The organism is Paraburkholderia bengalensis, from assembly GCF_037126505.1.
Lineage (GTDB): Bacteria > Pseudomonadota > Gammaproteobacteria > Burkholderiales > Burkholderiaceae > Paraburkholderia > Paraburkholderia bengalensis.
The window spans coordinates 48,445-74,962 of sequence record NZ_JACFYJ010000040.1; the positions used below are offsets into that span (position 1 = coordinate 48,445).

Sequence of the window (26,518 nt, forward strand, 5' to 3'; positions counted from 1 at the left end):
GCGATTATGAAGCGCGTCACGGCAGTCGGCTTGATTGGCTCGCGGCGTGCCACGACACGGCGACGGCACGATGGTGAGGACTTTCGGGAGACACTGGCAGTTGCGTCGAACTCCCGCAAAACCTCACCTTAGACGCATCGCGGTTCAGCAAGACGTCCTCTGACACTCAGACGCATGCGCTTTTTACCGCTATTTTCAAGGGGTTTTCGTGTTTCAGGTGAAGCAGGCGATACGCTTGGCGTTCACCCGTGCGCGGCTCCCGAAAAATCTCACTCATGGAGCACACACGAGGAGACCGCTCCCGAAACTTCTCACCTTTGCGCAGATCGATGCGGCGCCAGGTTCGCTCAGAACTTCATGCGCAACTGAAAGCCGATCGTGAAAGGCAGGTTATCCGACGGAATGGGCGGAATCAGAATGAAGTTCACGCCGACACGCTTGTACTCGGTCATCACGATAGGCGCGGCAACCGGTCCGATCGTATGGTTGTGGCCGAGGCCCCAGTCGCCATAGTTGTAGCCGGAGATGACGCCGCCCATCACGGCGAGGCGAACGAAACCCCAGTGCACGAACTCGGGCGCCCACACGCCGCCGCCATAGAACGATGGACGGCGCAACGAATTGCGAAAGCCACCCGCTGTCAGCGCCCACTGACCGTTGAGCCAGCACTCGACGCCGAGACCCGGATTGAACTGCTCGAAGTGCGTGTCGGGATCGGGATTGATGTGATACGAGCCGAGCATGGCATCGACCCACACGCCGCCACCGCACCAGTCGGCCGCATGCGCGCCCGACGCCGCCGCCAACCCGACGCCCGCTACAGCACTCGCCACGCATGCACGACGTATCTTGTTCTTGATCCTTCGAAACGGCATGGGCTCTCCGCAACCGGTCGCGCGCCGGCGTCTCATCTCGCGATTAGTGTCGAATTGCTCTCCAGTCGCGCACTCTACCCCACAATTCCTACAGTTCAAGTGGAGTGTGCGCTCGGACGACGACGACGCGTCTGCAGACGGCAACGATATCCAACGAACGATTGCAGCATGGTGAACGCGCCGTGCGCGCGTTCACCCGCGATGCGGCTTGCGAGTCAGAGACCGAGGTCCGACATGCCCGGATGATCGTCGGGGCGACGGCCGAGCGGCCAGCGATACAGACGGTCCTCTTCGCGGATCGGCTTGTCGTTGATGCTCGCGTGGCGGAACGCCATCAGTCCGTTCTCGTCGAACTCCCAGTTCTCATTGCCATACGAGCGAAACCAGTTGCCGGAATCGTCGTGCCATTCATACGCGAAGCGCACGGCAATGCGGTTATCCGTGAACGCCCACAGTTCCTTGATGAGCCGGTAGTCGAGTTCCTTCGCCCACTTGCGCTGCAGGAACGCGACGATCTCCGCGCGCCCCGTCAGGAATTCCGAGCGATTGCGCCATTTGCTTTGCGGCGTGTACGCAAGCGACACGCGCTCGGGTTCGCGCGTATTCCATGCGTCTTCGGCGGCACGCACTTTCTGGATGGCCGTCTCGCGCGTGAAGGGCGGGACGGGCGGACGTCTTTCGATTTCGGCCATGATGTTCCTCGTTGGACTGCGTCAGGTGGAAGCTCGCCTCGCCGGCGAGCGGGTGGTTGCAGGAATTGAGTCGAGCAGATGCCCGGCTGCGGCGCGCGCGTCGAGCGCGGCATCAGCGTCGCCGCTGACCAGCGCCACGCCGATCGCGCCGTCGATCAGGATCAGCCACTGGCGCGCGAGCCGCGCGGCGCGCCGGCTATCGATGCCCGTCGCCGCGACGTATTCGTCGCATTGCGCGCGCACGAATTCGAGCAGGCGCTCCTTGTGCTCGCGCGCGACGACGCGAATGGGATCGTCGGGCGAAGCGATTTCGCCCGCTGCGTTGAGAAATGCGCAGCCGTGGAAGTCTTCCGACATGAACCATTCGCGCAACACGTCGAACATCGCAAGCAGGCGGGCGCGCGGCTGCTTGCCACGGCGCAGCGTGCCCTCGCTGAACCACGTCATCCAGCGCGCGTCGCGCCGCTCGAGCGCGGCCGCGACCAGCGCATCCTTCGATTCGAAATGCGTGTAGAAGCTTTTGCGCGCCGTGCCCGACTGACGCACGATGGCATCGACGCCCGTTGCGTGGATGCCGCCCGCGTAAATCAGCGCTTCCGCGGCGTCGAGCAGCCGCCCGCGCGCGCTGCCCGTGGTGTCTTCGGGAATAGTCATTCGCGAAGGGTAGAACGATCATTCTCCTTCGTCAAGCGCGTCCCCACTTCGCATGCGCGGGCGTTTCGGCGACGTATGCATTATTGTGTTGGGATTGTTCGACAGGATGAGTGTCATGATCCGCGTTTTCCGCCATGCCGTTTCCGCCATCGCGATTGTTGCGGCGCTCGGCGCCTGCACGCCGCTGCAGGTCGTCACGCATACCGTCACGCAAACGGAATCGCGCGTGCCACCCGGCGAATACAAGCTCGACCCGCATCACACCAGCATCACCTTCAACGTCGACCATTTCAAGTTCTCGCACTTCACGATGCGGTTCGATCGCGTGGCGGGCCAGATCGACTGGAAGGAAGGCGGGATGGACAAGAGTCAGGCAGCGGTGACGATCGAGGCGGCGAGCATCGACACGAACGTGCCGCTGCTGGACAAGATGGTGAAAGGGTCGGACATGCTCGATGTGGAGCGCAATCCGCAGATCCGTTTTGTCAGCACGAAGTTCGAGCGGACGGGGGACGCGCGCGGCAAGCTCACTGGCGATCTGACGATACGCGGCGTCACGCAGCCCGTTACGCTGGACGTGACCTTCAATGGCTACGGGCTCGATCCGCTGACGAAATCGGATACGCTCGGCTTTTCAGCGGAGGGACGCTTCAGCCGGTCGAGATTCGGGTTGACGACGTGGTATCCCGCCGTGGGCGACGAGATTCACGTCATCATTCAGACAGAGGCGGCACGGCCGCCTGCAGGTTGAGTGTGTCGATTCGCGGTGGCCGCTCCGGTTATGCGGTCCAGTCGAGAATCACTTTGCCGCTCTCGCCCGACAGCATCGTGGCAAAAGCCTTTTCGTAGTCGTCGACGGCAAAGCGGTGCGTGAGGATCGGCGACAGATCGAGGCCGCTTTGCAGCATCGCGACCATCTTGTACCAGGTCTCGAACATCTCGCGGCCATAAATGCCCTTGATTTCAAGGCCTTTGAAGATCACCTGATTCCAGTCGATCGCGGTTTGCGCGGGCGGAATGCCAAGCAACGCGACCTTGCCGCCGTGATTCATCGCTTCGAGCATCGACGTGAACGCGCTCGGAACGCCCGACATTTCGAGGCCGACGTCGAAGCCTTCCGTCATGTGCAGATCGCTCATCACGTCGCGCAGCGATTCGCGCGACACATTCACCGCGCGCGTCGCGCCCATCTTGCGCGCGAGTTCGAGGCGGTAATCGTTGACGTCGGTGATCACGACGTTGCGCGCGCCGACGTGCTTCGCGATTGCCACGGCCATGATGCCGATCGGTCCCGCGCCCGTGATCAGCACGTCTTCGCCGACGAGGTTGAACGATAGCGCCGTGTGCGTCGCGTTGCCGAACGGATCGAAGATCGCGGCGAGATCGTCGGAGATTTCGGGCGGGATCTTGAACGCGTTGAACGCGGGAATCACGAGATATTCGGCGAACGCGCCTTCGCGATTCACGCCGACGCCAACTGTATTGCGGCACAGATGCCGACGTCCCGCGCGACAGTTGCGACAAAAGCCGCATGTGATGTGCCCTTCGCCCGACACGCGATCGCCGATCGCAAAGCCGCGCACTTCCTGGCCCATTTCGACGATCTCGCCAACGTATTCATGACCGACGTGCATCGGCACGGGAATGGTCTTTTGTGCCCAGTCGTCCCACTTCCAGATGTGGATATCGGTGCCGCAGATAGCCGTGCGCGTGATGCGGATCATCACGTCGTTGTGGCCCACTTCGGGCTTCTTCACGCGGGTCAACGTGAGGCCCGGTGCGCGTTCGAGTTTTGCCAGTGCTTTCATTGTTGTGATGCCCCGTGTTCAGATGACGCCAAGCGAACGGCCGACGCGCGCGAACGCATCGACGGCCCGATCGATCTGCTCCGGCGTGTGCGCGGCGCTCATCTGCGTGCGGATGCGCGCGCGGCCCTTCGGCACGACGGGATACGAAAAGCCGATCACGTAGACGCCTTCTTTCAGCAGCGCGTCTGCCATGTTCGATGCGAGTTGTGCATCGCCGAGCATCACGGGAATGATGGGATGTTCGCCGGGCACGAGTGTGAAGCCGTGTGCGCTCATGGCCTGACGGAAATGCGCGCCGTTCGCGCGCACGCGTTCACGCAACTGTTTGCCTTCGTCGCTCGCGAGCAGTTCGAGCACTTTCAGCGATGCCGCTGCGATGCTCGGCGTGAGCGTGTTCGAAAACAGATACGGGCGTGAGCGTTGCCGCAACAGATCGACGACTTCCTGCCGCGCCGCGACATAGCCGCCCGACGCGCCGCCGAGCGCCTTGCCGAGCGTGCCCGTGATGATGTCGACACGGTCCAGGACGCCGCAATGTTCGGGCGTGCCGCGTCCGTGCTCGCCGATGAAGCCGACTGCGTGCGAATCGTCGACCATCACGATCGCGTTGTAGCGGTCAGCGAGGTCGCAGATGCCGGCGAGGTCGGCGATGATGCCGTCCATCGAGAACACGCCGTCCGTCGCGATCAGCTTGAAGCGCGCGCCCGCCGCGTCGGCCTCGCGCAGCTTCGCTTCGAGATCGGCGAGGTCGTTGTTCTTGTAGCGATAGCGCTTGGCCTTCGACAGACGCACGCCGTCGATGATGCTCGCGTGATTCAGCTCGTCACTGATGATCGCGTCGTTGTCATCGAGCAGCGTTTCGAACAGGCCGCCGTTGGCGTCGAAACAGCTTGAATAGAGAATGCAGTCGTCCGTTTTCAGGAATGCGGACAGCGCGCGTTCGAGTTCTTTGTGCACGGTCTGCGTGCCGCAAATGAAACGCACCGACGCCATGCCGAAGCCGTCCTTGTCGAGGCCGTCCTTTGCCGCGGCAATCAGGCGCGCATCGTTGGCAAGACCCAGGTAATTGTTCGCGCAGAAATTGAGCACGTCGGCGCCGCTCTCCAGCCGGATATCCGACGATTGCTGACTCGCGATGACGCGCTCGGTCTTGTGGAAACCATCGGCGCGAATCTGGTCGAGCGTGCCGCGCAAATGCGCGATAAATGGGTCACCCATGAAACGGCTCCTTGATTGGCCGGCTTTGCACCGCACCATGCGACGCGGCGGCCTGTTATAGTCGGCTGTCAGTTTTATCGGAAATTTTCGTTTTTCCGAACTAAAGTTCGATATGTCGAACAACTCTAAACGATAGGTCAGGAAATGGCAAGTTCGGGAACCCGCAGAGCCGCGCCCACGGCGGCGGCTACGGCCGCGCAGATGGTGGCGGCGCCGCCGCGTGTCGGCGAGCAGATACAGCGACTGCGCAGCGAGCGCAAGATGACGCTCGACGATCTGTCGCGCGCAGCGGGCGTATCGAAATCGATGTTGTCGGAAATCGAACGTGATAAGGCAAATCCGACGATCGCCGTCGCGTGGCGGCTGACGAACGCCCTGGGTGTCAGTCTCGATTCGCTGTTCGCGCCGCAAAAGGCGCCCGACCCGATCGCCGTGTCCGGCCCGCACGACATTCCGACGCTCAGCGGCCACGACGCGCGCTATCAGCTCCGCGTGTGGGGGCCGATCGAGCTGGCGGGCAAATTCGAGTGGTATGAATTGACGCTGCAGCCCGGCGGGGCGCTGGTGTCGAGCGCGCACGAGCCGGGGACACGCGAGCATCTGACGGTGCTGCACGGCGTGATCGATATCGATGCGGCGGGGACGACCAAACGTTTGAAGACTGCCGACACCGCCCGTTACGTCGCCGATGAGCCGCATGCAATCCGGAATGCCGGCAAGGGCGAGGCGAAGGCGCTTTTGGTGGTGATCCACGGTTAGTCCGTTTTATCGGATGATCCGTTCTTCGGCGCAATTCCCGGTTGCGGCTCATACTGTATATTTGTACAGTATAGGCAGTTCGACGGAGCCGAAGAATGAACAAGCTGAATAAAGAACAGGATCTGGCTGCGCTGCGCTTCAAGGCTGCGGCGCGCGACCTCGAATACATCGTCCGGCACATCGCGGCGCGATACATCGTTCAGCACGTGCCGCTGACGTGGCGCCTGCTCCACGCGATCGAAGCAGAAGCGCTCGCGGATCTCGGTTTTGCGAGCCGGCACGATCCCTTCATGCTCGGGCTGTTTCAACGGCCCAACGACTTTCAATTCCCGGAGACCGACGACGCTGTCGACTTTGGACAGTCGAACGCATTGCCCGCGGTGTTTGCGTTCGCCGTCGCCGCTTATGAGGAAGCGCGGAAGTCCAGCGAGGGCGCGACGAAACAGCGGACTGCCGACCGTGGTAGCGCAGCACGGGTCTGGGGCGGATAGTGCAGATCGTTGTCCGCTGCACGGTCGCTGGCGCGGCGGCAGAAGTTTATGCGCGTAAAGTTCGGCGCGGCGGCCGAGGCCGCACCCGGATCGAACTTCGTAAACGACTCGCTATAATCGATTTTGCGCAACTAACGGAAAGATAGACCATGATCTCGACCGATACTGTCGGCTCCGCTGACACATCACCCGAGCGCACCGATCTCTTCGACCGTGAACGCCGGGATTGGCTTATCGATCCGGCAGCGGCCTTTGACGCCTGGCTCGCCAGCCAGAATTTCCGCCACTCATCTGCGGAGGTATATCGGGCGCAGTGGGGACTCTTTCTGGACTGGTTGCAGGCACGCCAGAAAAACCTCGTCACCGTCGATATGCGGTCGATCGCCGAGTTTGCATCAGGCCTGTCGATACGCAAGCCGCAGCGCGCCCGTTACCTCCGGTTGATTGAACGTGTGCTCGATCACGTTCGAGAAATCGAACTGGCGTCGACCAACCCCGCCCGTTTCATTGCTCAGGATGGCGAAGCAGAGTGGCGCAATGCGCGCGACAACGAGCCGACGGGATTCCTGACTGCCGCCGAACGCACCGCGCTGATCGCTTATCTGTCTTCGCCTGTCGAACATTTATCGTTGGCGCAGCGCTGGCGGGAGCGTCGCGATCGGGCGCTGATCGCAGTTTTCCTTGGTGGCGGCATCAAGACGGGGGAAGCGCGAACGCTCGCGCTAGACTGCGTGACGGCCGGCTCGCCGTGGGTTGCGATTGAAGCGAGCAATCCGCTTTTCACGCGACGAACGCGTCTTGCACCTTTCGCCGTGTCGATCCTCGAGACGTGGCTCGACGAGCGCAAGCAAGCCGAACTGCCCGGGGAACTGGTGTTCCCCGCGTCGCCGTCCGGGCGTCCGATGCACAAGGCGACGATGCTTCGCGCAGTCGACGCCCTCGTCGAAGCGGCCGGCATCAGCCAGTCTCGCGAAGCGCGCGCAAGCCCGCATACCTTACGCAATTCGTTCGCGGCGGATCTGTTCGAAAGCGGCGTCGAGCCGGAAATCGTCGGACAATGGCTGGGATTTGCTCAAGCGGTGTCGGCAAATCGGCTGCACCGCGCGTGGAAGTCGTGGGTGGAGCAGGAGCAGTTCAACGGTGATGTGCAACTGACCCGCGCGCTCCCGTCCGCCGAAGCGCCCGACCGGTAAGAAGACGGCGCATGATTCGCTCCCGAAAACTCTCACCTGTCGCGCTTTCGTGTCGACGCGATTGGCCGCCTTCACGGGATAGAAGCGGGCGACGCGGCCACAAAGTGTGTCACCGCAGCGAGCCGCGAGCCGCCCGGCCCCGATGAGTGCTCGCATTCCGGACACAGCAGTTCATATCGGTGGTCGACTTGCGACAGTTCCGGCTCACCTTCGGAGCATTTCGGACAACGCGCCGGTATTGCGACGTGGCCATCGACAGCAGTGCCGATCGACTCCAATTCTTCTGCGCTCAAACGTCCTGCCGTGGCCAACTGACAGAGCAGATTGGCGAGCGCCGGGTCGACGCCTTGCTGCGCGCGCAGCGCTGTCATCTGACGGGTCAACAAATCGAGTTCGTCAGATTGTTCGCGCAATTGCGCGTCGAGCCTGTCACCACGCGCTTTTGCAGCCGCCAATTGCTGGATAAAGTCGAATTCCTTGCGGCTCGCGTCGCGCACACCTGCCTGATACGTCGCGGCCATCGCACGCAACGAATCGAGTTCCACCAACATCGGTTTGACGCGGCGCTCAGCTTCAGCGACAGCATCCTTGATCTGCTGCGCATAGTGCTCCGTGTTTTGACGCATTTCGGTTTGCAAAGCGTCAAGGCGGTCGCGCAAGCCGGCGTTGGTCGACTGCTCTGCTTCGATGCGCTTGCGTAGCGATTCGTTCTCAGCTTCGACACGGCGAAGCGATCGCTTCAACGCCTCATGATCGGCGGACTCGCTGGTGTTCGCGGCGATGAGCTGTGTCTCGAGGACGCGCACGCGTTCCCAGGCTGCATCCGCACGCGCTTCGCTGCGCTCGATCGCTTCCTGGGAAAACTCTTTCCGAATCTTGCCCTCATGCGCATCGCGTTCAGCGATTGCGCGCAACGCCTGGATTTCCTTCCGCTCTTCCTCTAGCGACGCCCTTGCTTGTGAAAGTGCGTCCTCAAACAGCGCGCCGAGTAATTCGCCTGCGCGTTCCTCCAACGCCTTGGGAATGGCGCCACCGCCAATCCGCACACGCGACGCTGAGCGGATGCGCTCCCAGAAACTATCGATATCTTTTGGAATGTCGCTCGCACTGCCCGTTTGCGTCAGATCCCGCACGGCGGCCATCGACGGACGAATGCCGAGATCGAAAAACAGCCGTTTGCAGGCGTGATGCGAGAGTTCTTGGCGCCGAGCGCCCTGCGCTCGCATCGTGTCGAGTTCAGTCCGGATTGCTTTGCGTTCTTCGTCCAGGTTCATGGGCATGCGCGCTGTCTAGGGATTTGGACGAATCATAACAATTTACGTAGTATTTGCTACGCTTTTTGCGGGCCACGCTGTTTTCTTGCAACGAACGGCGTTTGTAGCCGGATTTTGCGTCGGACGCTCCGATCGAACCTGTTTTCGCGTGAAACAAAACTAAGTTTACGCAATAACTTCATGTTTCAGAAAGCTTTTTTCCCGTTCAGCCGATGTTTTGTCACTGTTTCACGACTACGTTATCCACGCAGGCGGTGTTGACGGTAAGGAGGATTACGCCGAAGGCTCACGGGCTCTTTGTTGAGAGTAATAAAAGTAAACACCTTTGAACCTAAGTTAAAACCGTTAACGCCACGCGGAACCCTTACTGGATGTGGCTTTACGGCCGATAAGGTGAAACTTTACGGGAAGCATGGTGAGGATTCGCGGGAGACGCGAGTGAAGGGGTTCGGGATGCCCGGTGAGCCCCGTCGGGAAAGATCGTGAGTGGCTTCGGGAGCAGCCGTTTTGAGTGCGTCTGCGAAAGGTGAGGGTTTGCGGGACGAGATGTGCGCTATCCCGCTGTAAACGTTGCCCGACCGGTTTCCGAACACGGATCGCCCGGGTGAGGGGCTTCGGGAAGCGAAATTCGCCATGGTGGGCACGCAATTTTGCGCGTCCAACTGCGATGGGTGAGCGTCGACGGGAGAATTTCGCGTGCCGAGGTGAGATTTTTCGGGGATCAATGGCGCGCGACACCGTTATTTCGGTGAATTTTCGGTAAAGGTGAGGATTTGCGGGAGCCCGTAGACGTTTGTTTGGAGAGGACGCGTCGCCCGACTTTGAATGGTGAGCGGATTCGGGGGAGACGCAGCGGTATGCATATCTCGGGCCTGAATTGACGCGGAATCGTTGAAAGGTGAGGGTTTCCGGGATGGAGAGCAACGTCAATTTATGTCAGAGGTGAGAGAATTCGGGGGGCTTCGACACGGCAACCCGTGTATACCCAGCGTCGATGCGTGATCTGCGAATCGCACTGTTGGATGGGCCGATTTGATTAAGGTGAGATTTTTCGGGACTAGCGGTCGCTGAAATTACTGACGTAGTTTCAAACCGTCGTCGGTGTGAGGTGAGGAAATTCGGGAGCGACTGCGCCGATCTGGCGGTGGGCGAGCCATGTCCTTAGCGGCTAAGTGCCTAAATTTGCAAACTTTTGTTCGCTGCGCGTCTTCAGGTGAGCGTTTTCGGGATGCGCGTGCCGGATGTGAATTGGTAGCGTTCCTTTCTGCGCCCGCGCAAAGGTGAGGATCTCCGGGAGCGTTTTCGGCACCAAAAAGTCTTGCCATGCCAGCTGAGCTCGAACCGGCAAGACGTTTTCTGTCGACAAAGGTGAGGTAGTTCGGGACTCGATGCGGCTAAACCATGGGGCGCGGGTGCGGCATGCATCGTATGATCGTGTGCGCATGTGCATCGGGGTGCGCGGCCACATCTCGACAGGAAAGATGGGCGCCTTGGCCGTGCTCGAGCGATTCGGAGCGTGGAGGAGCCTTCGTTGGTGCGGCGTGTGCGAGCGAAAAGCTGCGAAGGAGCTTAGTGCAGGACCGTCTGCAATGGGTCGCGCGAGCGCGTCTTTCGTCGCCGTGCGCGCGAACGCGGCCTCGCGCCGTCGTCTGATTGCAACGTGGGCAATGGTGAGGGTGTTCGGGAAACGATTTTGCGTACTTCGGCCACTGCTTCGAGCGCCGGTTTTTGGGCGACCCACGACCGTCATTGCTGCCCACAAACGGCCTACCCGACCGATGGTGAGCATTTTCGGGAGCATGTCCTGGTGAGTTGGCCGCCGTAAACTGGTTTCACCGAAAGTAGGTGAGACCCGCGCTATAGACGCGCATCACCACAGCCGGTATGCTTTCGCAAAATCTCTTCCTGACTCGACGCATGGCCACGAAGCGCGCGAAAAAAACCGATGTGGTGAGCCCCAGCTCCGCCGAATTGCGCAAAGCCGTCGAGGCGATCGCCATTCAACCCAAGAGCGGCAAGATCACACTGCTCACCCGTAAGCTGTTCAACGTGCTTCTGGCGGTCGCGCAGCAGGCGGACGAATCGGGCGACACCTATCGCGCGTTGCTTTCGGATATCGTCGCGAATTCTGCATTCGATTCGAACGACACCGCGCTCGTCAAGGAGCATTTGCGCCGGATGGTTTCGGTGCAGGTCGAGTGGAGTCAGGGCACGTCGAGCCAGAAGCCGGGCCGCAAGTGGGGCATTTCGACGTTGATTGCCGACGCGGAAATTCTCGAAGACCCGGCGACGCGCCGCGTTTGGGTCGAATTCTCGTTCGCGCCCAAGATCAAGAAGAAGTTGCTCGATCCCGTTCAATATGCGCGCTTGAGCCTGCAGTTCCAAAGCCAGTTGCGCAGCAGCGCCGGGCTCGCGCTATACGAAATCTGCGTACGCTATCTGACCAATCCGAGCCATCTGACGATGCGCGAAGCGTGGGAATGGTGGCGGCCCATCCTGTCGGGCACGCCCGATACGGAAGCGGGTGACGAGGCCAAGCGCGAATACAAGTACTTCAAGCGCGATTACCTGCGGCCCGCGATCGCGGAGGTCAATGCCGTCACCAATATCTTTGTCGAGCTGATCGAACACCGCGAAGGCCGCCGCGTTGCCGAGATCCAGTTTCGGGTGACGGAGCGCAAGCAGCCGATGCTCGCGCTGGATGAGCATCCGAACGTTTTCGACAGCACGCTTGTCGACCGGATGGTGAAGATCGGTATTCCGCTGAAGGAGGCGCAGACGCTTTATGCCGACAGCGAGGAGAACCGGATTCGCGCGGCGCTGCAAATGACGGAGCAACGAATGCGCAGCACGACCTTGCCGCCCGTGCGCAGCGCGCCTGCGCTGTTCAAGGACGCGCTGAAGAAAGGCTACGCGCCGCCTGTCGATGCGCTGCCGTCGGCGGCCGCCAGCAAGGGATCGGCGGCACCCGCCGACGACCTGAAGGCACGGCTGCTTGGCGAGTACATGGCGTATCGGCGTAAGGAAGCGCAGGCGTTGTACGAAGAACAGGGCGATGCCGAGCGCGAAGTGGCGCGCCACTCGTTTGAGGAAGACGAGCTGCCTGGTCTTGGCTCTCATTTGCGCGACGATTGGCGCCGCCGTGGTCTGGAATCGAAGCTCACCGAAACGGCTTTCTTCGATTGGCTCGCGCGCAAGACATGGGGCGAGCCGACGGACGGTGATCTGCTCGCATTCACGCTCAGTCAGACGCGAGCAGCTTGATTGTTATGGAACGCGCCACGATTGGCGCGCTCCATCCCGCGGTTTCACGACTGCTCGGACAGCATCTGCTCGATTTGCCGCAGGATTTCGTCGCGCTTGACTCGTGACAAGCCGCGCAATTTCAGTTCGAGTCGATCGTCGCCATATGACTTCAAGTCGCCGACGGACACGCCACCCAATTTGATATCCAGTCGCTGCGCGTAGCGCTGGCGCCCTGCCGGCTTCGCGGTTTCCTGCGTCGTTGCCCGTCCCTTAACGACGTCCGCGACCTGCCGCGTGCTCAGGTCGTCGGAGAGAATTTTGTTGATGAGACGCAACGTCGATTCTGTGCCCCGGGCCGAATGATATCGCCCGACCTGATACGCCATGTTCGAGCCAAAGCGATCGGGCCGCGCGACCATTTCTTGCATCACGGTCTCAGGCAGTTTCGCGATCGACAGCGCGACAGCGATGGTCGACTCGTCAAGGCCGAGATGCTCGGCAAGTTCTCGCTGACTCTGAAAGTGTTTCTCATCGAGAAAGCGACGCCATACGACTGCGTTGTCGAACACCGTCTGGGAATCGCGCTGGACATTCAGGTCGTAACCGAGCTTGTAGCTCTGGATGCCAATCGGCAGATCGATAACGATCGCCTTCACCGTCTCCTTGTTCGCCTCCTTCAAGGCGCGGACCCGTCGCCCACCGTCACTGACGAAATAGCTGCCTGGATTGTCGTAATCGGGAATGACGTGGATCGCTTGCTGCTGACCTTGCTTCGCGAGATTGACCGCGAGTTCGGCGATGGACGACTTCAGATAGAAGTATCGCGGATTGAACGGGCTCGGTTTGATTGCCTTAAGCGGCAATTCGATGATCTGTCCGGGACGATAGTTGTGCTCAGTTCGCCACGCGCGATACTCAGCCGACTCGTTCGAACTATCGACGACGTCGATGTCGCCCGATGAAGGTTGGGATACGGCGTGACTCTTGAATGCAGTGATGTTCGCGGCGTTTGGCGCATTCTGCACCAACCCGTCAATCGCATTGAGCCGGTCGAGCGCGGTGCGCTTTTCGCTGCTGGTTGTGTCGGGACGTGCCTGGAAGCCTTTGGCGAATTGAGACGGTTTCATTCATGTACCTTTATGCGCATAAATTCAGGGGAGCAAAGCGGCGATCTCGTCCGCGCATGCGCGAATCTCCAGGCTGGCGAGCTTCGCGCCTCGGTCGTTCATCTGCAAGACCGTCTGTCCAAGCGCCATCGCTTGCTTGTATGCCTCGCGGGTGGGAATTTGAGTGCGAAGCAGCGGAAAGCCTAGCTCTTCCAGCGCGCGCTTCAATTCACGCGTCAACATGCGCTTCTCCTCTGTCTTGTTGAGGAGAAATACCGCACGCAGGTCTTCATTCATGACCTGAGCTTGCTGGACCAGTTTGACGAGTCCGACGCTCGACCAGTAGTCCGCGGGCGATGACGACGTGGGAATGACGGCAACCGTCGCAGCCAGAAGGACAACCCCCGACACCTTTTCCGTGATGGACGGCGGACAGTCGACAACGATCAGGTCATAGTCGGCGACAAACTTCTTGATCTCGCGATGAATCTGCGCGCCTGCTTCGGAGAGGTTGACGACCGGGAACGGGATGCCGGAATCGCTATCGGACGATGCGCTTGCCCAATGGATCAGCGTGTTTTGGCCATCAGCGTCGACGACGAGGACGCGCTTGCCCCTTTCATGAAAAGCAGCGCCGAGGTGCATCGCAATGGTGCTCTTACCGACCCCGCCCTTTTGCTGTGTCACAGCGATGATTTCTGCCGCCAAGTTCACCTCCTCTTTTTAGACGCCGCTGAATTTTACCTTGCAGATTTTTTAATTCAAATGTTTTTGGTTGATTCCAACGGTTATAGGACATTTCGCATGGGTTTATGCGCATAAAGGAGTGAGCGAGACGTATGTGGGCGCGTTGAACGAGTAGCGAGGAACGGGTCAAGCTATGGGTCTTGCCAAAGAGCTCGCGCGGCGAGTGCGGATGTGGGAATGAGTGATCAACGCCGCGCGAAGTGCTAAGTCGAGTCGCGAACGTCTGCTGGACAGGTTTATGCGCATAAACCCGCTTGAGGCGTCGCGCAAACGCTGTCACGCAGGGGGGCGGTCAAGTGACGCAACAAGATTTCCGCGTCGCACAGCAGCCGAGCTGAAGCTTTATGCGCATAAAGGGGAATCGGACGCGTGCATAGCGTGTGCATGCGCCAGCAAAGAAGCCGGCGCGCAAAGGAGACCGGTTGCATCAAACCTCGCCAGCCGCGCTCATACAGCGACAGGAACATGAGACAAACGCACCCGCGAACGGCGGATCTTTCGCAGCCGCCGCTCGACGCGTCCCCCCGCTAGAATCTATCCCCTGTTCTCACCACCCCTTAAGCCCATGATCACCATCTACCACAATGCGCGTTGCTCCAAGTCGCGCGGCGCCTGCGAACTGGTCAACGACGTCTACAACCCGACGAATGAGCCTGTCGAGATCGTCGAATACCTTCGGACATCGTTGTCGGCCGCGCAGCTGAAGGAGTTGAACAGGATGCTCGGATGTCCTGTGCGGGAAATGATGCGTGACTCGGAGCCCGTCTATACGGAGCTGGGGCTTTCCGACACGTCCTTGAGTGACGCTCAGTTATACGAAGCAATCGCTGAACATCCGATCCTGCTTCAGCGTCCCATCGTCGTGCGCAACGGGCGTGCTGTTATTGGCCGCCCCCCAGAGAACGTCAAGGCGCTGTTCCCCGAACTCGGAGGCTAGGCAAAGGAAACCGGCCAAAGGTCAGATCTTATTCGAAAAGGAAGCGGTTGCGCGCGTTACGCCTTTGCGGCAAGAACCGCTTCCTTGGTCACAATCTTCGTCGGAATGATGCGCAGCTCGGTAAATGCGTCGGCGATTTTCTGCTGCTCGGCGAGCACGCCCGCATCAATAGGTTTATAGACGTGGGCATAGTGCCGTAAGCCGGCTTCGATCACGTTAGCGTCGAGCCCTTGAATCGGTGCGAGTTGCGCCGCCGCTTCCGCGTAGTGCCCGCGAACCCACGCGCCTTCCTTTCCAACTTCGGCGACGACCGCGTCAACTAATTCCGAGTTCTGTTGGGCGAAGGGCCGTGCGCTCAGGAAGAACTGGTGATGACTGACAATGCCTGCGCCGTCAGTCAGCAGTCTTGCATTCGATTGACGTTTCGCCGCTTCGAGGAACGGGTCCCAGACCGCCCATGCGTCGATCGCACCGCGCTCGAACGCCGCACGTGCGTCGGCGGGCGGCAGGAAAACGGTCTGAATGTCCGTGTATTTCACGCCTGCCTTCTCAAGTGCTGCCACCAGAAACCAGTGGACATCGGAGCCTTTGTTCAGCGCCACCCGCTTGCCTTTCAGGTCCGCGATCGACTGGATCGGCGCGTCGCGATGGACGAGAATGCCCTCCGCCTGCGGCGTTGGGATCTCGTACGCGGTGTATACGAAATTGGCGCCCGCTGCCTGCGCGATGACGGGCGGCGCCTCCCCGACGTAACCAAAATCAATCGAGCCGACGTTCAGTCCTTCCAGCAACTGTGGCCCCGCAGGAAACTCCGTCCACTTCACGCCGACGCCTTGCGGTGCAAAGCGCTTTTCAAGCGTTCCATGCGCTTTCAGCAAGACCAGTGTGCTGGCCGCTTTCTGATATCCGATGCGGATTTCCTTCGCGCCGGTCTGCGCAATGGACGGTAAAGCGGCGGATGCGAGAAATGCGCCGGCTCCGGCGAGAAAGGCGCGGCGAGTGAAGGTAGCGTGTCGAGACATATCTGAATTCGATGTGGCGAAGACGGTCGCAACAGGGACCGATTGCGCTCAACGATAAGCCGACGTCCATCGCGTGCGAACCGATAAATTCGCATAAGCAAATCATCCGATCGCGGTGTGGCAGGAATTGATGCAGGACTGACGTTATTGCCTTTGCCCCGCTTCATACACTTCGAACATCGGGCGCGCGCGTTCGCCTCACAAGCTAAATTCAATTCCCAATCCATTCAGGAGATCGCCATGCTGGAGCTAAGACCGTCATGCGAAGGATGCGGCAAAGCGCTGCCGCCGAACGCCACCGACGCGATGATCTGCAGTTTCGAATGCACGTTCTGCGAGGTCTGCGCGCTGACCGCCTTGCGCAATGTGTGTCCTAATTGCGGTGGCAATTTCCAGCATCGTCCGATCCGTCCGGCGGCGATGCTGGCGAAGCATCCAGCTTCGTCTGAGAGGCATCCGGTTAGCGTCGACGAAGCGGCACATGGCGCCTTCTTTGCGCGATACCACGACACGCCGCCGTCGATGCGCTGAAAGACCGGCAGAAGCGCTCATCGTGCTGCAAAGTAAAAGGGGCATCACGTGGCGCCCCTGTACACCCCTATACACATTAGTGAGCGTGGAAGGAAGCCATCACGTCTTCCCGCCGCCGTCGATACCGCTGCCCGTCCGCCACACCTGCTTGCCGCGTTCCGAGAGTTCGCCGCAGCTATGCGTTTCATCGGCCTCGGTTCCTTCTACGGCCATCTCGCCGCCGGGCTGTTCGAGCGAACGCGGCTTGTGCTGCTGACGGACCGCGAATGCTTCGTCGTGAGACTTGCCTGAATGTTCCACTGTCATGATCAGTTCCTCCTGGCCTCTTGGCAGCAAACGCCGTTCCCGCAACGTCCGCGACGACCGCTCAGTCACTCTGAGAATCGCTTGCCCCCAACTTCGCTCTGAAGCTTTTGCGATAAGCGAGGTCGTGCGCCGCTTGTTGCATCAGGCGACAGCCCGGGGACCGGCTTGATTGATAAGGCAAAGATCGCAACTATCCACAGGGTTATCCAAAAAATCTGTGGATAACTTTGCCGGTTCGAACGTTATCCACATCGTGTCAAGAAACCGTCACGCGATGCACCAAAAAAGGCTGCCTTCGGATCGCGCATCGGCGGCTATGATTGACAGGTCGTATTCCCCCTTTTCGCGCTATCGCGCCAACCGAGGAAGAAAGACATGGCCTATCACATCGCAGTCGTCGTCGGCAGCTTGCGCCGCGATTCGTTCAACCGTCAGCTGGCGAAGGCGCTGATCTCCATTGCGCCTTCTGATTTCTCTTTCGAGTTTCTCGATATCGGTTCACTCCCGCTTTATAGCCAGGACTATGACGACGACTTCCCGGAAGTCGCGCGCAACTTTAAGCAGCGGATTCAGGCCGCAAACGGGTTGCTGTTCGTCACGCCCGAATACAACCGGTCAATGCCCGGCGTGCTGAAAAACGCGCTCGACTGGGGGTCGCGTCCCTGGGGGCACAATGTCTGGGGTGACAAGCCGGGCGCTGTGATCGGCACGTCGCCTGGCGCGACGGGTACGGCGCTCTCGCAGCAGCATTTGCGCAACGTGCTCGCCTATCTCGATGTCCACACGCTCGGTCAGCCGGAGATGTTCATCAAACATACGGCCGGCCAGATCGACGAAAATGGCAATATCACGAACGACGACACGCGCAAATTCCTGCAGAAGTTCGTCGATCGTTACGTGGAGTGGGTCAAGCGTCACGTCGGCTGACAGCATCGTCCGGAAAATTCAGACGCGGCGCCCTCGGCGGGACGCCGCGTTATTGCCGCGCGACTCACCGATGTGACGCGTGCCCCGTCACGCGATCCCACCCGTGCCGCACCGCGGCCTTGAAGCGCTCCCAGCTACCAACGGACCGCTCGCGTTCCCAATCCGCGCGCACTTCCGGTTCCACTTCATCCCACGAACGATCCTGATAGCGGATCTCGCGCGCCATCGACGCGCCGTAGTGATAGGCGGGCACGTACTCGTCGAAGCGCAGACCTTCGTGCGCGTATTCCTCGTCGTAGTGACCGCGGAAATCTTCTTCATATTCGACAAACTCGTCCGGCACCTGCTCGGGCATCGCGCGCGCGGGGGCGGCAGTGTCGGGTGTCATGACGGCGCCTGACCCGGCGACGCCCGCCGCTGCAATCGCTGCCGACGCGGGCAAGTCGGGCGCGGACGGCCTGTCTTCCGTGCGCATCGAGTAATCGGGACGTTCGTCGGACGCTGCGCCCGGCCGCGTGTCGGCGCGTGGCGGTTCCGGCGGCGGCACGTCCGGCCGCATCACGGCGCCCGCGCCCGGCGCGCTCGCTGCGGCAAGCGCCTCCGCCGACGTCTCGTCGATGGGCGGCACGCCGTGCATCGTATCGAGGCGTTCGCGCCGGCGCGCTTCTTCTGCGGCGAGCTGCGCATCGACGGGCGGTTGCGAGGCGGCCGGCTTCGCCGCGGGCGTGCTGAGTCCGAGTTCATCCATCAACGAGTGCTCGCGCCGATTTTCTTCCAACGTCTCGGCGCGTTCGATACCCGGCTCCACATCGGGCGCGCGCTCGCCGACTTCGATGGCACCGAGCTTGCTCAGCGATTCGCGCGCGAGCAGCGCATGCGACTCGCTCGCGGCGTTCACGGCGACGAGCACGGCGCCGCGACGCACGGCTTCTGTGTAGCGTTCCGCCTCGGGCGCTGTCGGGCCGGACGTGCTGAACAGACTCGCCAGAAATCGCTCGATGTTGGCGATGACGCCAGGTGAACGCGTGGCCGCGGCGTCGACGGGCGTTTCGGGATTCGCCTGCAACTCGATGTCGGCGGATGAGAAGCCGGTCTGCAAGAGCACATTGCGTGCGCTCTCGGCCTGCGCATAGGTTTGGAAGAGTCCAATCACGGTGTGTTGCATGTCTGCCTCCGTCGGCTTTCTGAACGGATGCGGCACCGCGCCGCGCTATCCAGGATAACCCCAGTTGCGCAACCTTCATGCCGGGCGGGGACGCGGCGCGCCGCGCCGCATCGGGAGTCGCGCGACGGGCGCAGAAGCCGTTTTGCGCGGGCGCCCGCCGTGCACAGCGGCGCGCTTTTACAAAATGCAGGTAAATCGTCGGAACCAAGGCCCGCCAAGCGGGAACTCAGCTCGACGGATGCGTGGGCGAATGCGCGAGATCGCGCTGCAGCGTCTGCAGGAATTTGTCGAGCAGCGCGATATCGAACGGCTTCGACAGCACGCGCGCGTCGACGTGTCGTGCGCGCTCCAGCTCTTCCGCGTAGCCGGTGACGAGAATCACGGGCAGCCTGGTTTCGAACGACTGCACGCGTTCGGCGAGATCGATGCCGTTCAGCGAGCCCGGCATGTGGATGTCGGAAATCACGAGATCGAACGGCAAAGGTTCGCCCGTGTCCGCCTGCCGGGCGCGTTCCGCGTCGAGCCGCTCCATCGCGGCGTCTGCGTTGAACACACAGGTGACCTCGTGTCCCATCATCTGCAGCAGTGCTTCCGTGCCGGCCGCGACCTCGTCGTTATCCTCGACGAGCAGAATGCGCAACCCGTGCGGCACGCCCGCTTCTTGCGCGACGGGTTCGGCGGGCCGCTCGGCTTTCGGAGCCTCGGTCGCGCGCGGCAAATACAGCCGCACCGACGTGCCCGCCCCGATCGCACTGTCGATCGCGGCGAGCCCGCCCGAGCGCTCGCAGAAGGCAAACACCTGCGGCAATCCGAGCCCTGTGCCCATGCCCTTCGGCTTGGTGGTGTAAAGCGGCTCGAAGGCGCGCGCGAGCACATCCGGCGGCATGCCGACGCCGGTGTCTTCCAGCGAAAGCTGCACGAAATCGCCCGTGATCGGAAAGCCTTCCTCGTGGCGGAAGGTCACGTTTTTCGCGCGCACCGTGAAGCGGCCGCCGTTGGGCATCGCATCGCGTGCGTTGACGGCGACATTGATCAGCGCCAGTTCGAGTTCGGCGACATCGACCCGCATCGGCCACACCTCGGCGCCCACGTCCATCACGAGCGCGACCTTCGCGCCGAGCGAGGCGCGCAGCAGATCGCGCAGCCCGGCAGCCAGCGCTCGACGTCGAGCGTCTCGTTGCGCAACGGCTGTTTGCGCGCGACGCCGAGCAACTGCCGCGTGAGCGACTGGCCGCTCTTCAACGCGCGCTCGACGGCGGACAACTCGCGGTCGAACGCGGCCGCCCCGCGCCGCCTGAGGATCTGCACGTTGGCCGAGACGATCATCAGCAGGTTGTTGAAATCGTGTGCGACGCTGCCGACCAGATTGCCGAGCGCTTCCATCTTGCGCGACTGCCGGTACGCGGATTCGATCGAACGCCGCATCGACGCTTCCGCCTGCCAGCGCTCCCACGCTTCCTCTTCGGCGGCGAGACGCTTGAGCGACAGCCAGGTCACGCACCACAGCACGATCGACGGGACGAAGGTCGACAGGATCAGCACGCTCAGATGGCGATACCACCCGGCCCAGATCGCCGACGTGCGATAGCTCACGGCCACGTACGCCGGATACGAGCCGACGCGCCGGAACGCGACGATCGAGCGCTGGCCGTCGAGCGGCGAGCGCACCCGCACGACGCCCGCGCGCCGGCCTTCGGCGAGCGCCTCGATGTAGGCGTTGTGGTGCCCGGGCTCAGCGGCCTTCGACGGCGCGCCCGTGGGATAGTGCGCGAGCAGCGACGCGTCGGAGCGCGTCAGCGCCATCGTCATGGGTGAATCGGCGCCGCCGAGCAGCTCGCGATAGAACGCGTTGAAGTAGCTGGGCCGCAGCGCCACCGACACGACGCCCTCGAACGCGCCATCGTCGCCGCGCCGCGCGACGCCCGTGTTGAACACGATCTCGCCCGCCACATGCCCGACCATCACCTTCGACACATGCTCGAGCACCTGCCCGTCGCGAATCCCGACGAAGTCCTCGCGCTGGCGGATCGACACGGGCGGCGCAGGAAAGAACCGGCTGCTGGCGAGCAGCGTGCCTTCGCGTCCGAAGATCGACACCGCTGCGACCTGCGGATAACCGCCGCCCATCGTCTGCAGCTTCTCGTGGATTGCGGCCTCGCGCGCGCGGATGCCGTCGTCGTCTAGTCCCTGCACGAGATCGACGACGCGCGCATCGAGCGCTTCGTTCATGTCAAACACCTTCAGCGCGTGCTCTTCGGCGACGCGCACCGTGCGCAGCGTTGCGTCGGTGGCGTCGGCTTCGCGCGTGCGCAGGTCGTTGAACGCCATCGCCGCGACGAACACGCACGGCACCAGGACGGCCGCGACCAGCAACGCGATCAGCGTCATGCGGCGCACTGCGAAATTCTGCTCGGGGACGGCGGGAAAGACGGCTTCGTCCGCCCGTACATCGGCGATACGCACGTCGGTGGCGTTCGCGTCGACGGAATCGGACCGGTCAGCTGTCATGGCGCAAGCCGCGCGGGCGGCCGGTGAAAGACGTGTGAGTTCTCATCATAGGTTCAAGTGCGCGATTTGCTCGCGCGTAATGCAACAACTTGTGCGCGTGGGCGGCGCGTCGTCGGGCCGTCCGCTTTAGTCAGACGAGTGAGCCAATCAGCGACAAATCCGGAAGCGCAAACGTACACAAAAGTATAAAAATGATGGATTTGCACGTTTATCCTCGATTTTTTACTAGCATTAGATAAAAATGAGTGGAATTACTTCGACGAAAGCATTCTGACGAGTTGCCTTTTCGCCCATTTGATTCGAAAATTGCGCCAAGATAACTAAACAGCCCGCCATGATCGGGCGAATTCCGCGCGAGGGACCGGGCATTGCACGCCATGCAAGGCCGGGCAGACCCTCGCGGAGACCAGCGGGGCACCACGGGGCCATGAACGCCGTTTTGCTGCCGCCGCATTATCTACGGGGTAGGCTCAAAACATGCCGGTCATTGCCGTTGTCCATTGCATGTACGCTGCAGCGGCCGCGCGCAGCGCATGCGTCACGCGCCGTCCAGGCCCCGTTCTGCGACGCCGCGAACCGGGGGCTGCGCTCTCCCGTCTTGCCCTCGTCCACGCGGCGCCGTCGCGAGAGCGGGCGAACTTTCACTCAAGTTCCGCCACGCACCGCCGTTAACACGAAAGAGCCCACTCCGTTTCCCGTTTGCCGCCATGTCTTTGCCTATTGTGATCGCCGATGATTCGTTGCTTGCACGCAAGGTGCTCACGAAGGCATTGCCGCCGGATTGGGATGTCGACATCACCTACGCGTCCAATGGACGCGAAGCGCTCGAGCATTATCGCAAGGGGCGCGCGTCGGTCATGTTTCTGGACCTGACGATGCCCGACATGACGGGCTATCAGGTGCTGGAGGCCTTGCAGCACGAGGACCTGAATACATTCGTGATCGTCGTGTCCGCCGATATTCAGCCGATGGCAACGGAACGCGTTCGCGCGCTTGGCGCGGTCGCGTTTATTCCGAAGCCCGTGACGACCGAGGCGGTGCTTCCCATCCTCAAGGAGTACGGGTTGTATGTCTGAGCCAGTCCTCAACGAAGACCAGCGCGACGCGCTGCAGGAGGTCGCCAATCTGGCGATGGGCCAGGCCGCGAAGCGCCTCGCTCTCCTGCTGGATGCGTTCATCGAACTGTCGGTGCCGCGGGTGCGCGTGGTGGCCGTGCGCGAAGGGGCGCAGGCGCTGCGCGAGATGACGGGCATCAACGAGCCCGTCAGCGCCGTTCGACAGGGCTTTCGCTCCGACATCAAAGGCGAGGCGCTGGTGATCTGCCGCAGCGGCAGCATCGAGCAGCTTTGCTCGCTGGTGAACGACCCGTACGCGAAATCCGCGTATGAGGCGACGACGCAGGAAGAACTGGTGTTCGACGTCGCCAACATCCTGACGGGCGCGTGCGTGTCGTGCATTCTCGACCAGCTCGGTCGCATGCCGGTGTTCTCGCCGCCGGGGCTGCTCGGCTCGGCCATGTCGCTCGACGACGTGTTCCAGCCGAACGTGCTCGCCTGGGAAGTCGCGCTGCTCGTCGAAGTGAATTTCGCGTTGGAGGATCAGAGTTTCCGCGCCCACCTCGTGATGCTGATGGCGGAAGATTCGATCCGTCATTTGAGCAACGCGCTGGACGCGTTGCTTTCCAGCATATGAATGCCCCGCTTCCCACGCTGAGCGACCTGGTTGTCGAACGGGTCGGCTTTGGCATTTTCGTGCTCGACCGCCAGATGAACGTGCTGATGTGGAATCGCTTCATGCACGATCACAGCGGGCTGTCGGCGCAACAGGTGGTCGGCAAGTCGATTTTCGCGAGCTTCCCGGAACTGCCGCGCGTCTGGCTGACGCGCAAGCTCGAAAGCGTGTTTCAGCTTGGCAGCTTCGCGTTCAGTTCGTGGGAACAGCGCCCGTATCTGTTCAAGTTCGATCACGACCGGCCGATCACCGGCGGCGTCGATTTCATGCAGCAGGACTGCACGTTCATGCCGCTCATGCGCGAGCGTGAAGTGGAGGCCGTCTGCGTGACGATTTCGGATGTGACGCACGTGAGCATCATGCAGCGCGAGCGCGAAGAAGCCGTCGCGAAACTGCAGGAATACGCCGATCGCGACGGCCTGACGGGCATCGCGAATCGCCGTTTCTTCGAAGCGCGGCTGCGCGACGAATACACGCGCTGGCAGCGCTACGGGGGCGAGCTGTCCATCCTGCTGTTCGATCTCGATCACTTCAAGAAGATCAACGACCAGTTCGGCCACGTGGTCGGCGACACGGTGCTGCGCGAGATGGCGCAGCGCGTGTCGCACGTCTTGCGCGCGCAGGATACGTTCGGGCGTTTCGGCGGCGAGGAATTCGCGCTGCTCCTGCCGTGTACGCCGCTCGAAGACGCGATGCTGGTCGCGGAGAAAATTCGCAACACGATCGGCGATCGGCCCGTCGACGTGCAAGGCGTCGACGTGCCCGTGACGGCGAGTGTCGGCGGCGCGGCGGCGCGCGTCGGCGTGCCGGCCTACGAAGCGCTGATCAACGAAGCGGACGCTGCGCTCTATAGCGCGAAGCGGCAGGGGCGCAACCGGTCGGTTGCGTTTGTCTGAGGGTTCTTTGCGGGAAGAGCGGGCGCCTTCCCGCTCCGGCGATGCGCATTACTTGCGGCTCATCCACGAACCGACGACGCGCCACTGACCTTCGCGGCGCGCGAAATCGTCCTTGAACGCGAATACGGCCTGCTGGCCGTCTGGCGCCATGAAGCGGTTCTCGCCTATCGCGGTGGCCTGATCGCCGTCCACTTGCACTTGCACGTTCTGCAGTGTCTGCGTGGAGCCGGCGGGCGCAGGCGGCGCGCTCAGCACATCACTTTTCGAGCGTGTCGTGCCTTGCGGCGTAATTTCGCGATACGAGTCGTCGAGCAGCATTTTCAGCGTGTCGCGGTCGTGATGCATGCTGGCCTGGACCCACGTTTCTTCCATCTGACGGATCACCGCTTCGTCGTTTTGCGTGGCGAAAACGGGTGTCGAAAGCGTCAATGCGGCGAGAAACGGCGCGGCTAAAAATATCGAGAGTTTCATTGGATCTCCTTATTTCGGATCAAATCAATCATCGAATGCGTTGATTTATCAAGATACGGAATTACGAAAGAATTTCGCATTGAAAATCTGCCGATAAAATCGGCCTGGCATTTAAGTGAATATTCCTGACCGCGCGAAACGATTGACGCACAAGGCGTACGAGTCATTCGCCCGTCGGGCGGCGTCGGAACGCTGCGCTAAATGTAATCGCGATCGATATCCAGGTATCTGGGAAAATTCCTAACTTGAGATAAGCGGGCGATGTTTTATCCGAAATCAATTGCAAGGCGATTTATGATTTTCTTCGCTGCATATGAGGCGCAATTTCAACGACGGCATCGCGCGACCGATCCCTGTGTCCACCCGTTCGCTTCGCCGCGCGGTTCCCGCCGCTTCTGCGTCGACTGTCAAAGATTGGTATACTTTTGCCCGTTTCCCGGCCTCCTGGCCGGTGTTTCGCGCGTGTCCGCGCGCGCGGGCGGCTTGCCCTGCGGGTAGGCATGACTTCTTGATCGCCCCGTCGTGGGTGTCTCAGCGGAGATCGTCTTGGCCGTTTCCAACCTCGTCGTGGACGACACACAAACCGACGCAGCCGCCGCCAGTTCCGGCAGCTCGTTTTACCTCGCGATGCGCATCTTGCCGCCTGCGCAGCGCGATGCGATGTACCAGGTCTATGCTTTCTGCCGCGCCGTCGACGACATCGCCGACAGCGATCTGCCGCGCGCCGAGCGCGACGCGGGCCTCGAGCGCTGGCGGGCCGACATCGACGCGTGCTACGCCGGCTCGCCGCGGGCGTCGCTGCTGGAGCTGACCCGGCACATCCACACGTTTCACCTGCAGCGCGAAGACTTCCACGCGATGATCGAGGGCATGGCAATGGACGCGGCCGCCGACATCTGCGCGCCCGACGAAGCCACGCTCGATCTCTACTGCGATCGCGTCGCGAGCGCGGCGGGCCGGCTATCGGTGAGGATTTTCGGGATGCAGGAGCAGCCTGGCATCGAGCTGTCGCACCATCTGGGGCGCGCGCTGCAGTTGACGAACATCCTGCGCGACATCGACGAAGACGCGGAAATCAACCGCTGCTATCTGCCGTACGAATTGCTCGCGCGCGAAGGCATCGCGGCAACGAATCCGCTGCAGATCGCCGATGATCCGTCGCTGCCGCGCGTCTGCGCGACCCTCGCGGAACGCGCGAAGCAGCACTTCGCCGCCGCCGACGCGATCATGGACGCGCAACCGCGCGCGCAGGTGAAGGCGCCGCGCATCATGTCGGGCGTGTACCGCGTGCTGCTGGAGCGTACGCTGGAGCGCGGCTTCGACATTCCGCGCACGAAGGTCAGCAAGCCAAAGCTGCGGATGCTGGCAATCGTCGCGCGGTACGCCTTCTTTTGATGCGAAAGCTGGTCCATGTGATCGGCGCAGGATTGGCCGGTCTCGCCGCCGCCGTGCAACTGCAGCGGCGCGGCGCGCAGGTCGTGTTGTACGAGGCGGCCGAACAGGCGGGCGGGCGGTGCCGCACGTATTACGACCGCACGCTGGCCACGGCTGTCGACAGCGGGAATCATCTGGTGCTGTCCGGCCAGCAGGCCACACTGAATTACGTGCGCGCCATCGGGTCCGCTGACGATCTCGTCGGACCGACCCGGCCCGAGTTCCCGTTCGCCGATCTCGCGACGAACCAGCGCTGGACCGTCCGGATGTCGCCGGGACGCTTTCCCGCGTGGATTTTCGAGGAGCGCGCGCGGGTGCCGGACACGCGATGGACCGACTACCTGTCCATCGTGCCATTGCTGCGGGCGAAGCCCGGCCGCACCGTCGCGCAGACAATGCGCAGCAACGGCCCGCTGTGGGACCGCATGCTGCGGCCGCTTCTGCTGGCGATGACCAATCTCGAGCCGCGCGCCGTCGCCGCCGGCCCGTTGGGCGCCGCGCTGCGCGAGACGCTGGCCGCGGGCGGG

The 26,518-nt window shown here is 61.8% G+C and carries 25 protein-coding genes and 1 pseudogene; 13 read left to right on the forward strand and 13 right to left on the reverse strand.

Features of this window, described 5'->3' with window-relative positions:
* Window positions 1-347: 347 nt before the first annotated feature.
* From H3V53_RS22760 to H3V53_RS22770, 3 genes are all read right to left on the reverse strand, one after another.
* Window positions 348-875 (reverse strand): hypothetical protein, encoded by a 528-nt coding sequence (locus tag H3V53_RS22760; RefSeq protein ID WP_336599879.1) that lies wholly within the window; start codon window positions 873-875, stop codon window positions 348-350.
* A 215-nt stretch (window positions 876-1,090) separates the two neighbouring features.
* A complete protein-coding gene (locus tag H3V53_RS22765; protein WP_336599880.1) occupies window positions 1,091-1,567 on the reverse strand; it encodes a nuclear transport factor 2 family protein in 477 nt (158 codons plus the stop codon).
* A 21-nt stretch (window positions 1,568-1,588) separates the two neighbouring features.
* Window positions 1,589-2,221: a TetR/AcrR family transcriptional regulator gene (locus H3V53_RS22770; RefSeq protein ID WP_336599881.1), complete on the reverse strand. Its 633-nt coding sequence runs from the start codon at window positions 2,219-2,221 to the stop codon at window positions 1,589-1,591.
* A gap of 115 nt (window positions 2,222-2,336) precedes the next feature.
* Here H3V53_RS22770 and H3V53_RS22775 point away from each other — a divergent pair, with 115 nt between their 5' ends.
* Window positions 2,337-2,972, forward strand: a complete 636-nt coding sequence (locus H3V53_RS22775) for a YceI family protein (protein WP_336599882.1) — start codon at window positions 2,337-2,339, stop codon at window positions 2,970-2,972.
* Between the two features lie 28 nt (window positions 2,973-3,000).
* Here H3V53_RS22775 and tdh read toward each other — a convergent pair whose 3' ends face one another.
* Complete coding sequence (gene tdh, locus H3V53_RS22780) at window positions 3,001-4,029, reverse strand: L-threonine 3-dehydrogenase (protein ID WP_054923813.1); 1,029 nt, start codon at window positions 4,027-4,029, stop codon at window positions 3,001-3,003.
* A gap of 18 nt (window positions 4,030-4,047) precedes the next feature.
* Window positions 4,048-5,247 carry a glycine C-acetyltransferase gene (locus H3V53_RS22785; RefSeq protein ID WP_336599883.1) on the reverse strand — a complete coding sequence of 400 codons (1,200 nt, stop codon included), beginning with the start codon at window positions 5,245-5,247 and terminating at the stop codon, window positions 4,048-4,050.
* A 144-nt stretch (window positions 5,248-5,391) separates the two neighbouring features.
* On the opposite strand from H3V53_RS22785, the gene H3V53_RS22790 reads away from it, so the two are divergent.
* The 3 genes from H3V53_RS22790 to H3V53_RS22800 all read left to right on the forward strand — a co-directional run bounded on the left by H3V53_RS22790 (window position 5,392) and on the right by H3V53_RS22800 (window position 7,690).
* A complete protein-coding gene (locus H3V53_RS22790; protein WP_054923815.1) occupies window positions 5,392-6,006 on the forward strand; it encodes a helix-turn-helix domain-containing protein in 615 nt (204 codons plus the stop codon).
* Window positions 6,007-6,101: 95 nt separating this feature from the next.
* The gene (locus H3V53_RS22795) at window positions 6,102-6,497 is read left to right on the forward strand and encodes a DUF2471 family protein (RefSeq protein WP_336599884.1); all 396 of its coding nucleotides are present in this window, start codon (window positions 6,102-6,104) and stop codon (window positions 6,495-6,497) included.
* Window positions 6,498-6,646: 149 nt separating this feature from the next.
* A complete protein-coding gene (locus H3V53_RS22800) occupies window positions 6,647-7,690 on the forward strand; it encodes a tyrosine-type recombinase/integrase (protein WP_336599885.1) in 1,044 nt (347 codons plus the stop codon).
* A 71-nt stretch (window positions 7,691-7,761) separates the two neighbouring features.
* Here H3V53_RS22800 and H3V53_RS22805 read toward each other — a convergent pair whose 3' ends face one another.
* Window positions 7,762-8,964: a DNA-binding protein gene (locus H3V53_RS22805; protein ID WP_336599886.1), complete on the reverse strand. Its 1,203-nt coding sequence runs from the start codon at window positions 8,962-8,964 to the stop codon at window positions 7,762-7,764.
* Window positions 8,965-10,881: 1,917 nt separating this feature from the next.
* Between H3V53_RS22805 and H3V53_RS22810 the strand changes: the two genes are divergently transcribed.
* On the forward strand, window positions 10,882-12,228 hold the full coding sequence (locus H3V53_RS22810; protein ID WP_054923819.1) for a RepB family plasmid replication initiator protein: 1,347 nt from the start codon (window positions 10,882-10,884) through the stop codon (window positions 12,226-12,228).
* Window positions 12,229-12,272: 44 nt separating this feature from the next.
* Here the strand turns inward: H3V53_RS22810 and H3V53_RS22815 are convergent, their stop codons facing one another.
* Window positions 12,273-13,337 carry a ParB/RepB/Spo0J family partition protein gene (locus H3V53_RS22815; protein WP_336599887.1) on the reverse strand — a complete coding sequence of 355 codons (1,065 nt, stop codon included), beginning with the start codon at window positions 13,335-13,337 and terminating at the stop codon, window positions 12,273-12,275.
* A gap of 24 nt (window positions 13,338-13,361) precedes the next feature.
* The gene (gene parA / locus H3V53_RS22820; protein WP_054923833.1) at window positions 13,362-14,024 is read right to left on the reverse strand and encodes a ParA family partition ATPase; all 663 of its coding nucleotides are present in this window, start codon (window positions 14,022-14,024) and stop codon (window positions 13,362-13,364) included.
* 604 nt (window positions 14,025-14,628) lie between these two features.
* Here parA and arsC point away from each other — a divergent pair.
* Window positions 14,629-15,000, forward strand: a complete 372-nt coding sequence (gene arsC, locus H3V53_RS22825; protein ID WP_336599888.1) for an arsenate reductase (glutaredoxin) — start codon at window positions 14,629-14,631, stop codon at window positions 14,998-15,000.
* Window positions 15,001-15,056: 56 nt separating this feature from the next.
* Here arsC and H3V53_RS22830 read toward each other — a convergent pair whose 3' ends face one another.
* On the reverse strand, window positions 15,057-16,022 hold the full coding sequence (locus tag H3V53_RS22830; RefSeq protein WP_336599889.1) for a sulfonate ABC transporter substrate-binding protein: 966 nt from the start codon (window positions 16,020-16,022) through the stop codon (window positions 15,057-15,059).
* Between the two features lie 240 nt (window positions 16,023-16,262).
* Between H3V53_RS22830 and H3V53_RS22835 the strand changes: the two genes are divergently transcribed.
* Window positions 16,263-16,553 carry a DUF1272 domain-containing protein gene (locus H3V53_RS22835; RefSeq protein WP_336599897.1) on the forward strand — a complete coding sequence of 97 codons (291 nt, stop codon included), beginning with the start codon at window positions 16,263-16,265 and terminating at the stop codon, window positions 16,551-16,553.
* A 99-nt stretch (window positions 16,554-16,652) separates the two neighbouring features.
* Here H3V53_RS22835 and H3V53_RS22840 read toward each other — a convergent pair whose 3' ends face one another.
* On the reverse strand, window positions 16,653-16,859 hold the full coding sequence (locus tag H3V53_RS22840; RefSeq protein WP_336599890.1) for a hypothetical protein: 207 nt from the start codon (window positions 16,857-16,859) through the stop codon (window positions 16,653-16,655).
* A gap of 375 nt (window positions 16,860-17,234) precedes the next feature.
* Between H3V53_RS22840 and H3V53_RS22845 the strand changes: the two genes are divergently transcribed.
* Window positions 17,235-17,786 (forward strand): NAD(P)H-dependent oxidoreductase, encoded by a 552-nt coding sequence (locus tag H3V53_RS22845; RefSeq protein ID WP_054923824.1) that lies wholly within the window; start codon window positions 17,235-17,237, stop codon window positions 17,784-17,786.
* A 64-nt stretch (window positions 17,787-17,850) separates the two neighbouring features.
* Here the strand turns inward: H3V53_RS22845 and H3V53_RS22850 are convergent, their stop codons facing one another.
* Both H3V53_RS22850 and H3V53_RS22855 read right to left on the reverse strand, forming a co-directional pair.
* Window positions 17,851-18,951 carry a hypothetical protein gene (locus H3V53_RS22850; protein ID WP_336599891.1) on the reverse strand — a complete coding sequence of 367 codons (1,101 nt, stop codon included), beginning with the start codon at window positions 18,949-18,951 and terminating at the stop codon, window positions 17,851-17,853.
* Between the two features lie 226 nt (window positions 18,952-19,177).
* Window positions 19,178-21,459, reverse strand: a pseudogene (locus H3V53_RS22855) (hybrid sensor histidine kinase/response regulator).
* Between the two features lie 707 nt (window positions 21,460-22,166).
* Here H3V53_RS22855 and H3V53_RS22860 point away from each other — a divergent pair.
* From H3V53_RS22860 to H3V53_RS22870, 3 genes are read left to right on the forward strand one after another with little or no spacing between them, the layout of a single operon-like run.
* Window positions 22,167-22,535 (forward strand): response regulator, encoded by a 369-nt coding sequence (locus H3V53_RS22860; protein WP_054923826.1) that lies wholly within the window; start codon window positions 22,167-22,169, stop codon window positions 22,533-22,535.
* On the forward strand, window positions 22,528-23,151 hold the full coding sequence (locus tag H3V53_RS22865) for a chemotaxis protein CheC (RefSeq protein WP_336599892.1): 624 nt from the start codon (window positions 22,528-22,530) through the stop codon (window positions 23,149-23,151). The genes H3V53_RS22860 and H3V53_RS22865 overlap by 8 nt, the downstream gene beginning before the upstream one ends.
* A complete protein-coding gene (locus tag H3V53_RS22870; protein WP_336599893.1) occupies window positions 23,148-24,086 on the forward strand; it encodes a GGDEF domain-containing protein in 939 nt (312 codons plus the stop codon). Before H3V53_RS22865 ends, H3V53_RS22870 begins: the two co-directional genes overlap by 4 nt.
* Before the next feature lie 48 nt (window positions 24,087-24,134).
* On the opposite strand, the gene H3V53_RS22875 is transcribed toward H3V53_RS22870, so the two are convergent.
* Window positions 24,135-24,557 carry a nuclear transport factor 2 family protein gene (locus tag H3V53_RS22875; protein ID WP_336599894.1) on the reverse strand — a complete coding sequence of 141 codons (423 nt, stop codon included), beginning with the start codon at window positions 24,555-24,557 and terminating at the stop codon, window positions 24,135-24,137.
* Between the two features lie 546 nt (window positions 24,558-25,103).
* Here H3V53_RS22875 and hpnD point away from each other — a divergent pair.
* Together hpnD and H3V53_RS22885 are read left to right on the forward strand one after the other, a co-directional pair.
* Window positions 25,104-25,952, forward strand: a complete 849-nt coding sequence (hpnD, locus tag H3V53_RS22880; protein WP_336599895.1) for a presqualene diphosphate synthase HpnD — start codon at window positions 25,104-25,106, stop codon at window positions 25,950-25,952.
* Window positions 25,952-26,518: FAD-dependent oxidoreductase (locus tag H3V53_RS22885; protein ID WP_336599896.1), on the forward strand; the 567-nt coding region annotated here is incomplete at its 3' end. The genes hpnD and H3V53_RS22885, both read left to right, overlap by 1 nt.

Excerpts from the sequence above, each read along its gene's own strand:
- H3V53_RS22875 (WP_336599894.1), bottom strand. The coding sequence starts at position 24,557 with ATGAAACTCTCGATATTTTTAGCCGCGCCGTTTCTCGCCGCATTGACG.
- H3V53_RS22795 (WP_336599884.1), top strand. The coding sequence starts at position 6,102 with ATGAACAAGCTGAATAAAGAACAGGATCTGGCTGCGCTGCGCTTCAAG.
- H3V53_RS22870 (WP_336599893.1), top strand. The coding sequence starts at position 23,148 with ATGAATGCCCCGCTTCCCACGCTGAGCGACCTGGTTGTCGAACGGGTC.
- H3V53_RS22840 (WP_336599890.1), bottom strand. The coding sequence starts at position 16,859 with ATGACAGTGGAACATTCAGGCAAGTCTCACGACGAAGCATTCGCGGTC.
- H3V53_RS22760 (WP_336599879.1), bottom strand. The coding sequence starts at position 875 with ATGCCGTTTCGAAGGATCAAGAACAAGATACGTCGTGCATGCGTGGCG.
- H3V53_RS22770 (WP_336599881.1), bottom strand. The coding sequence starts at position 2,221 with ATGACTATTCCCGAAGACACCACGGGCAGCGCGCGCGGGCGGCTGCTC.
- tdh (WP_054923813.1), bottom strand. The coding sequence starts at position 4,029 with ATGAAAGCACTGGCAAAACTCGAACGCGCACCGGGCCTCACGTTGACC.
- H3V53_RS22865 (WP_336599892.1), top strand. The coding sequence starts at position 22,528 with ATGTCTGAGCCAGTCCTCAACGAAGACCAGCGCGACGCGCTGCAGGAG.
- H3V53_RS22800 (WP_336599885.1), top strand. The coding sequence starts at position 6,647 with ATGATCTCGACCGATACTGTCGGCTCCGCTGACACATCACCCGAGCGC.
- H3V53_RS22845 (WP_054923824.1), top strand. The coding sequence starts at position 17,235 with ATGGCCTATCACATCGCAGTCGTCGTCGGCAGCTTGCGCCGCGATTCG.
- H3V53_RS22835 (WP_336599897.1), top strand. The coding sequence starts at position 16,263 with ATGCTGGAGCTAAGACCGTCATGCGAAGGATGCGGCAAAGCGCTGCCG.
- H3V53_RS22775 (WP_336599882.1), top strand. The coding sequence starts at position 2,337 with ATGATCCGCGTTTTCCGCCATGCCGTTTCCGCCATCGCGATTGTTGCG.
- arsC (WP_336599888.1), top strand. The coding sequence starts at position 14,629 with ATGATCACCATCTACCACAATGCGCGTTGCTCCAAGTCGCGCGGCGCC.
- H3V53_RS22815 (WP_336599887.1), bottom strand. The coding sequence starts at position 13,337 with ATGAAACCGTCTCAATTCGCCAAAGGCTTCCAGGCACGTCCCGACACA.
- H3V53_RS22830 (WP_336599889.1), bottom strand. The coding sequence starts at position 16,022 with ATGTCTCGACACGCTACCTTCACTCGCCGCGCCTTTCTCGCCGGAGCC.
- H3V53_RS22860 (WP_054923826.1), top strand. The coding sequence starts at position 22,167 with ATGTCTTTGCCTATTGTGATCGCCGATGATTCGTTGCTTGCACGCAAG.
- H3V53_RS22810 (WP_054923819.1), top strand. The coding sequence starts at position 10,882 with ATGGCCACGAAGCGCGCGAAAAAAACCGATGTGGTGAGCCCCAGCTCC.
- H3V53_RS22785 (WP_336599883.1), bottom strand. The coding sequence starts at position 5,247 with ATGGGTGACCCATTTATCGCGCATTTGCGCGGCACGCTCGACCAGATT.
- H3V53_RS22805 (WP_336599886.1), bottom strand. The coding sequence starts at position 8,964 with ATGAACCTGGACGAAGAACGCAAAGCAATCCGGACTGAACTCGACACG.
- H3V53_RS22790 (WP_054923815.1), top strand. The coding sequence starts at position 5,392 with ATGGCAAGTTCGGGAACCCGCAGAGCCGCGCCCACGGCGGCGGCTACG.
- H3V53_RS22850 (WP_336599891.1), bottom strand. The coding sequence starts at position 18,951 with ATGCAACACACCGTGATTGGACTCTTCCAAACCTATGCGCAGGCCGAG.
- H3V53_RS22765 (WP_336599880.1), bottom strand. The coding sequence starts at position 1,567 with ATGGCCGAAATCGAAAGACGTCCGCCCGTCCCGCCCTTCACGCGCGAG.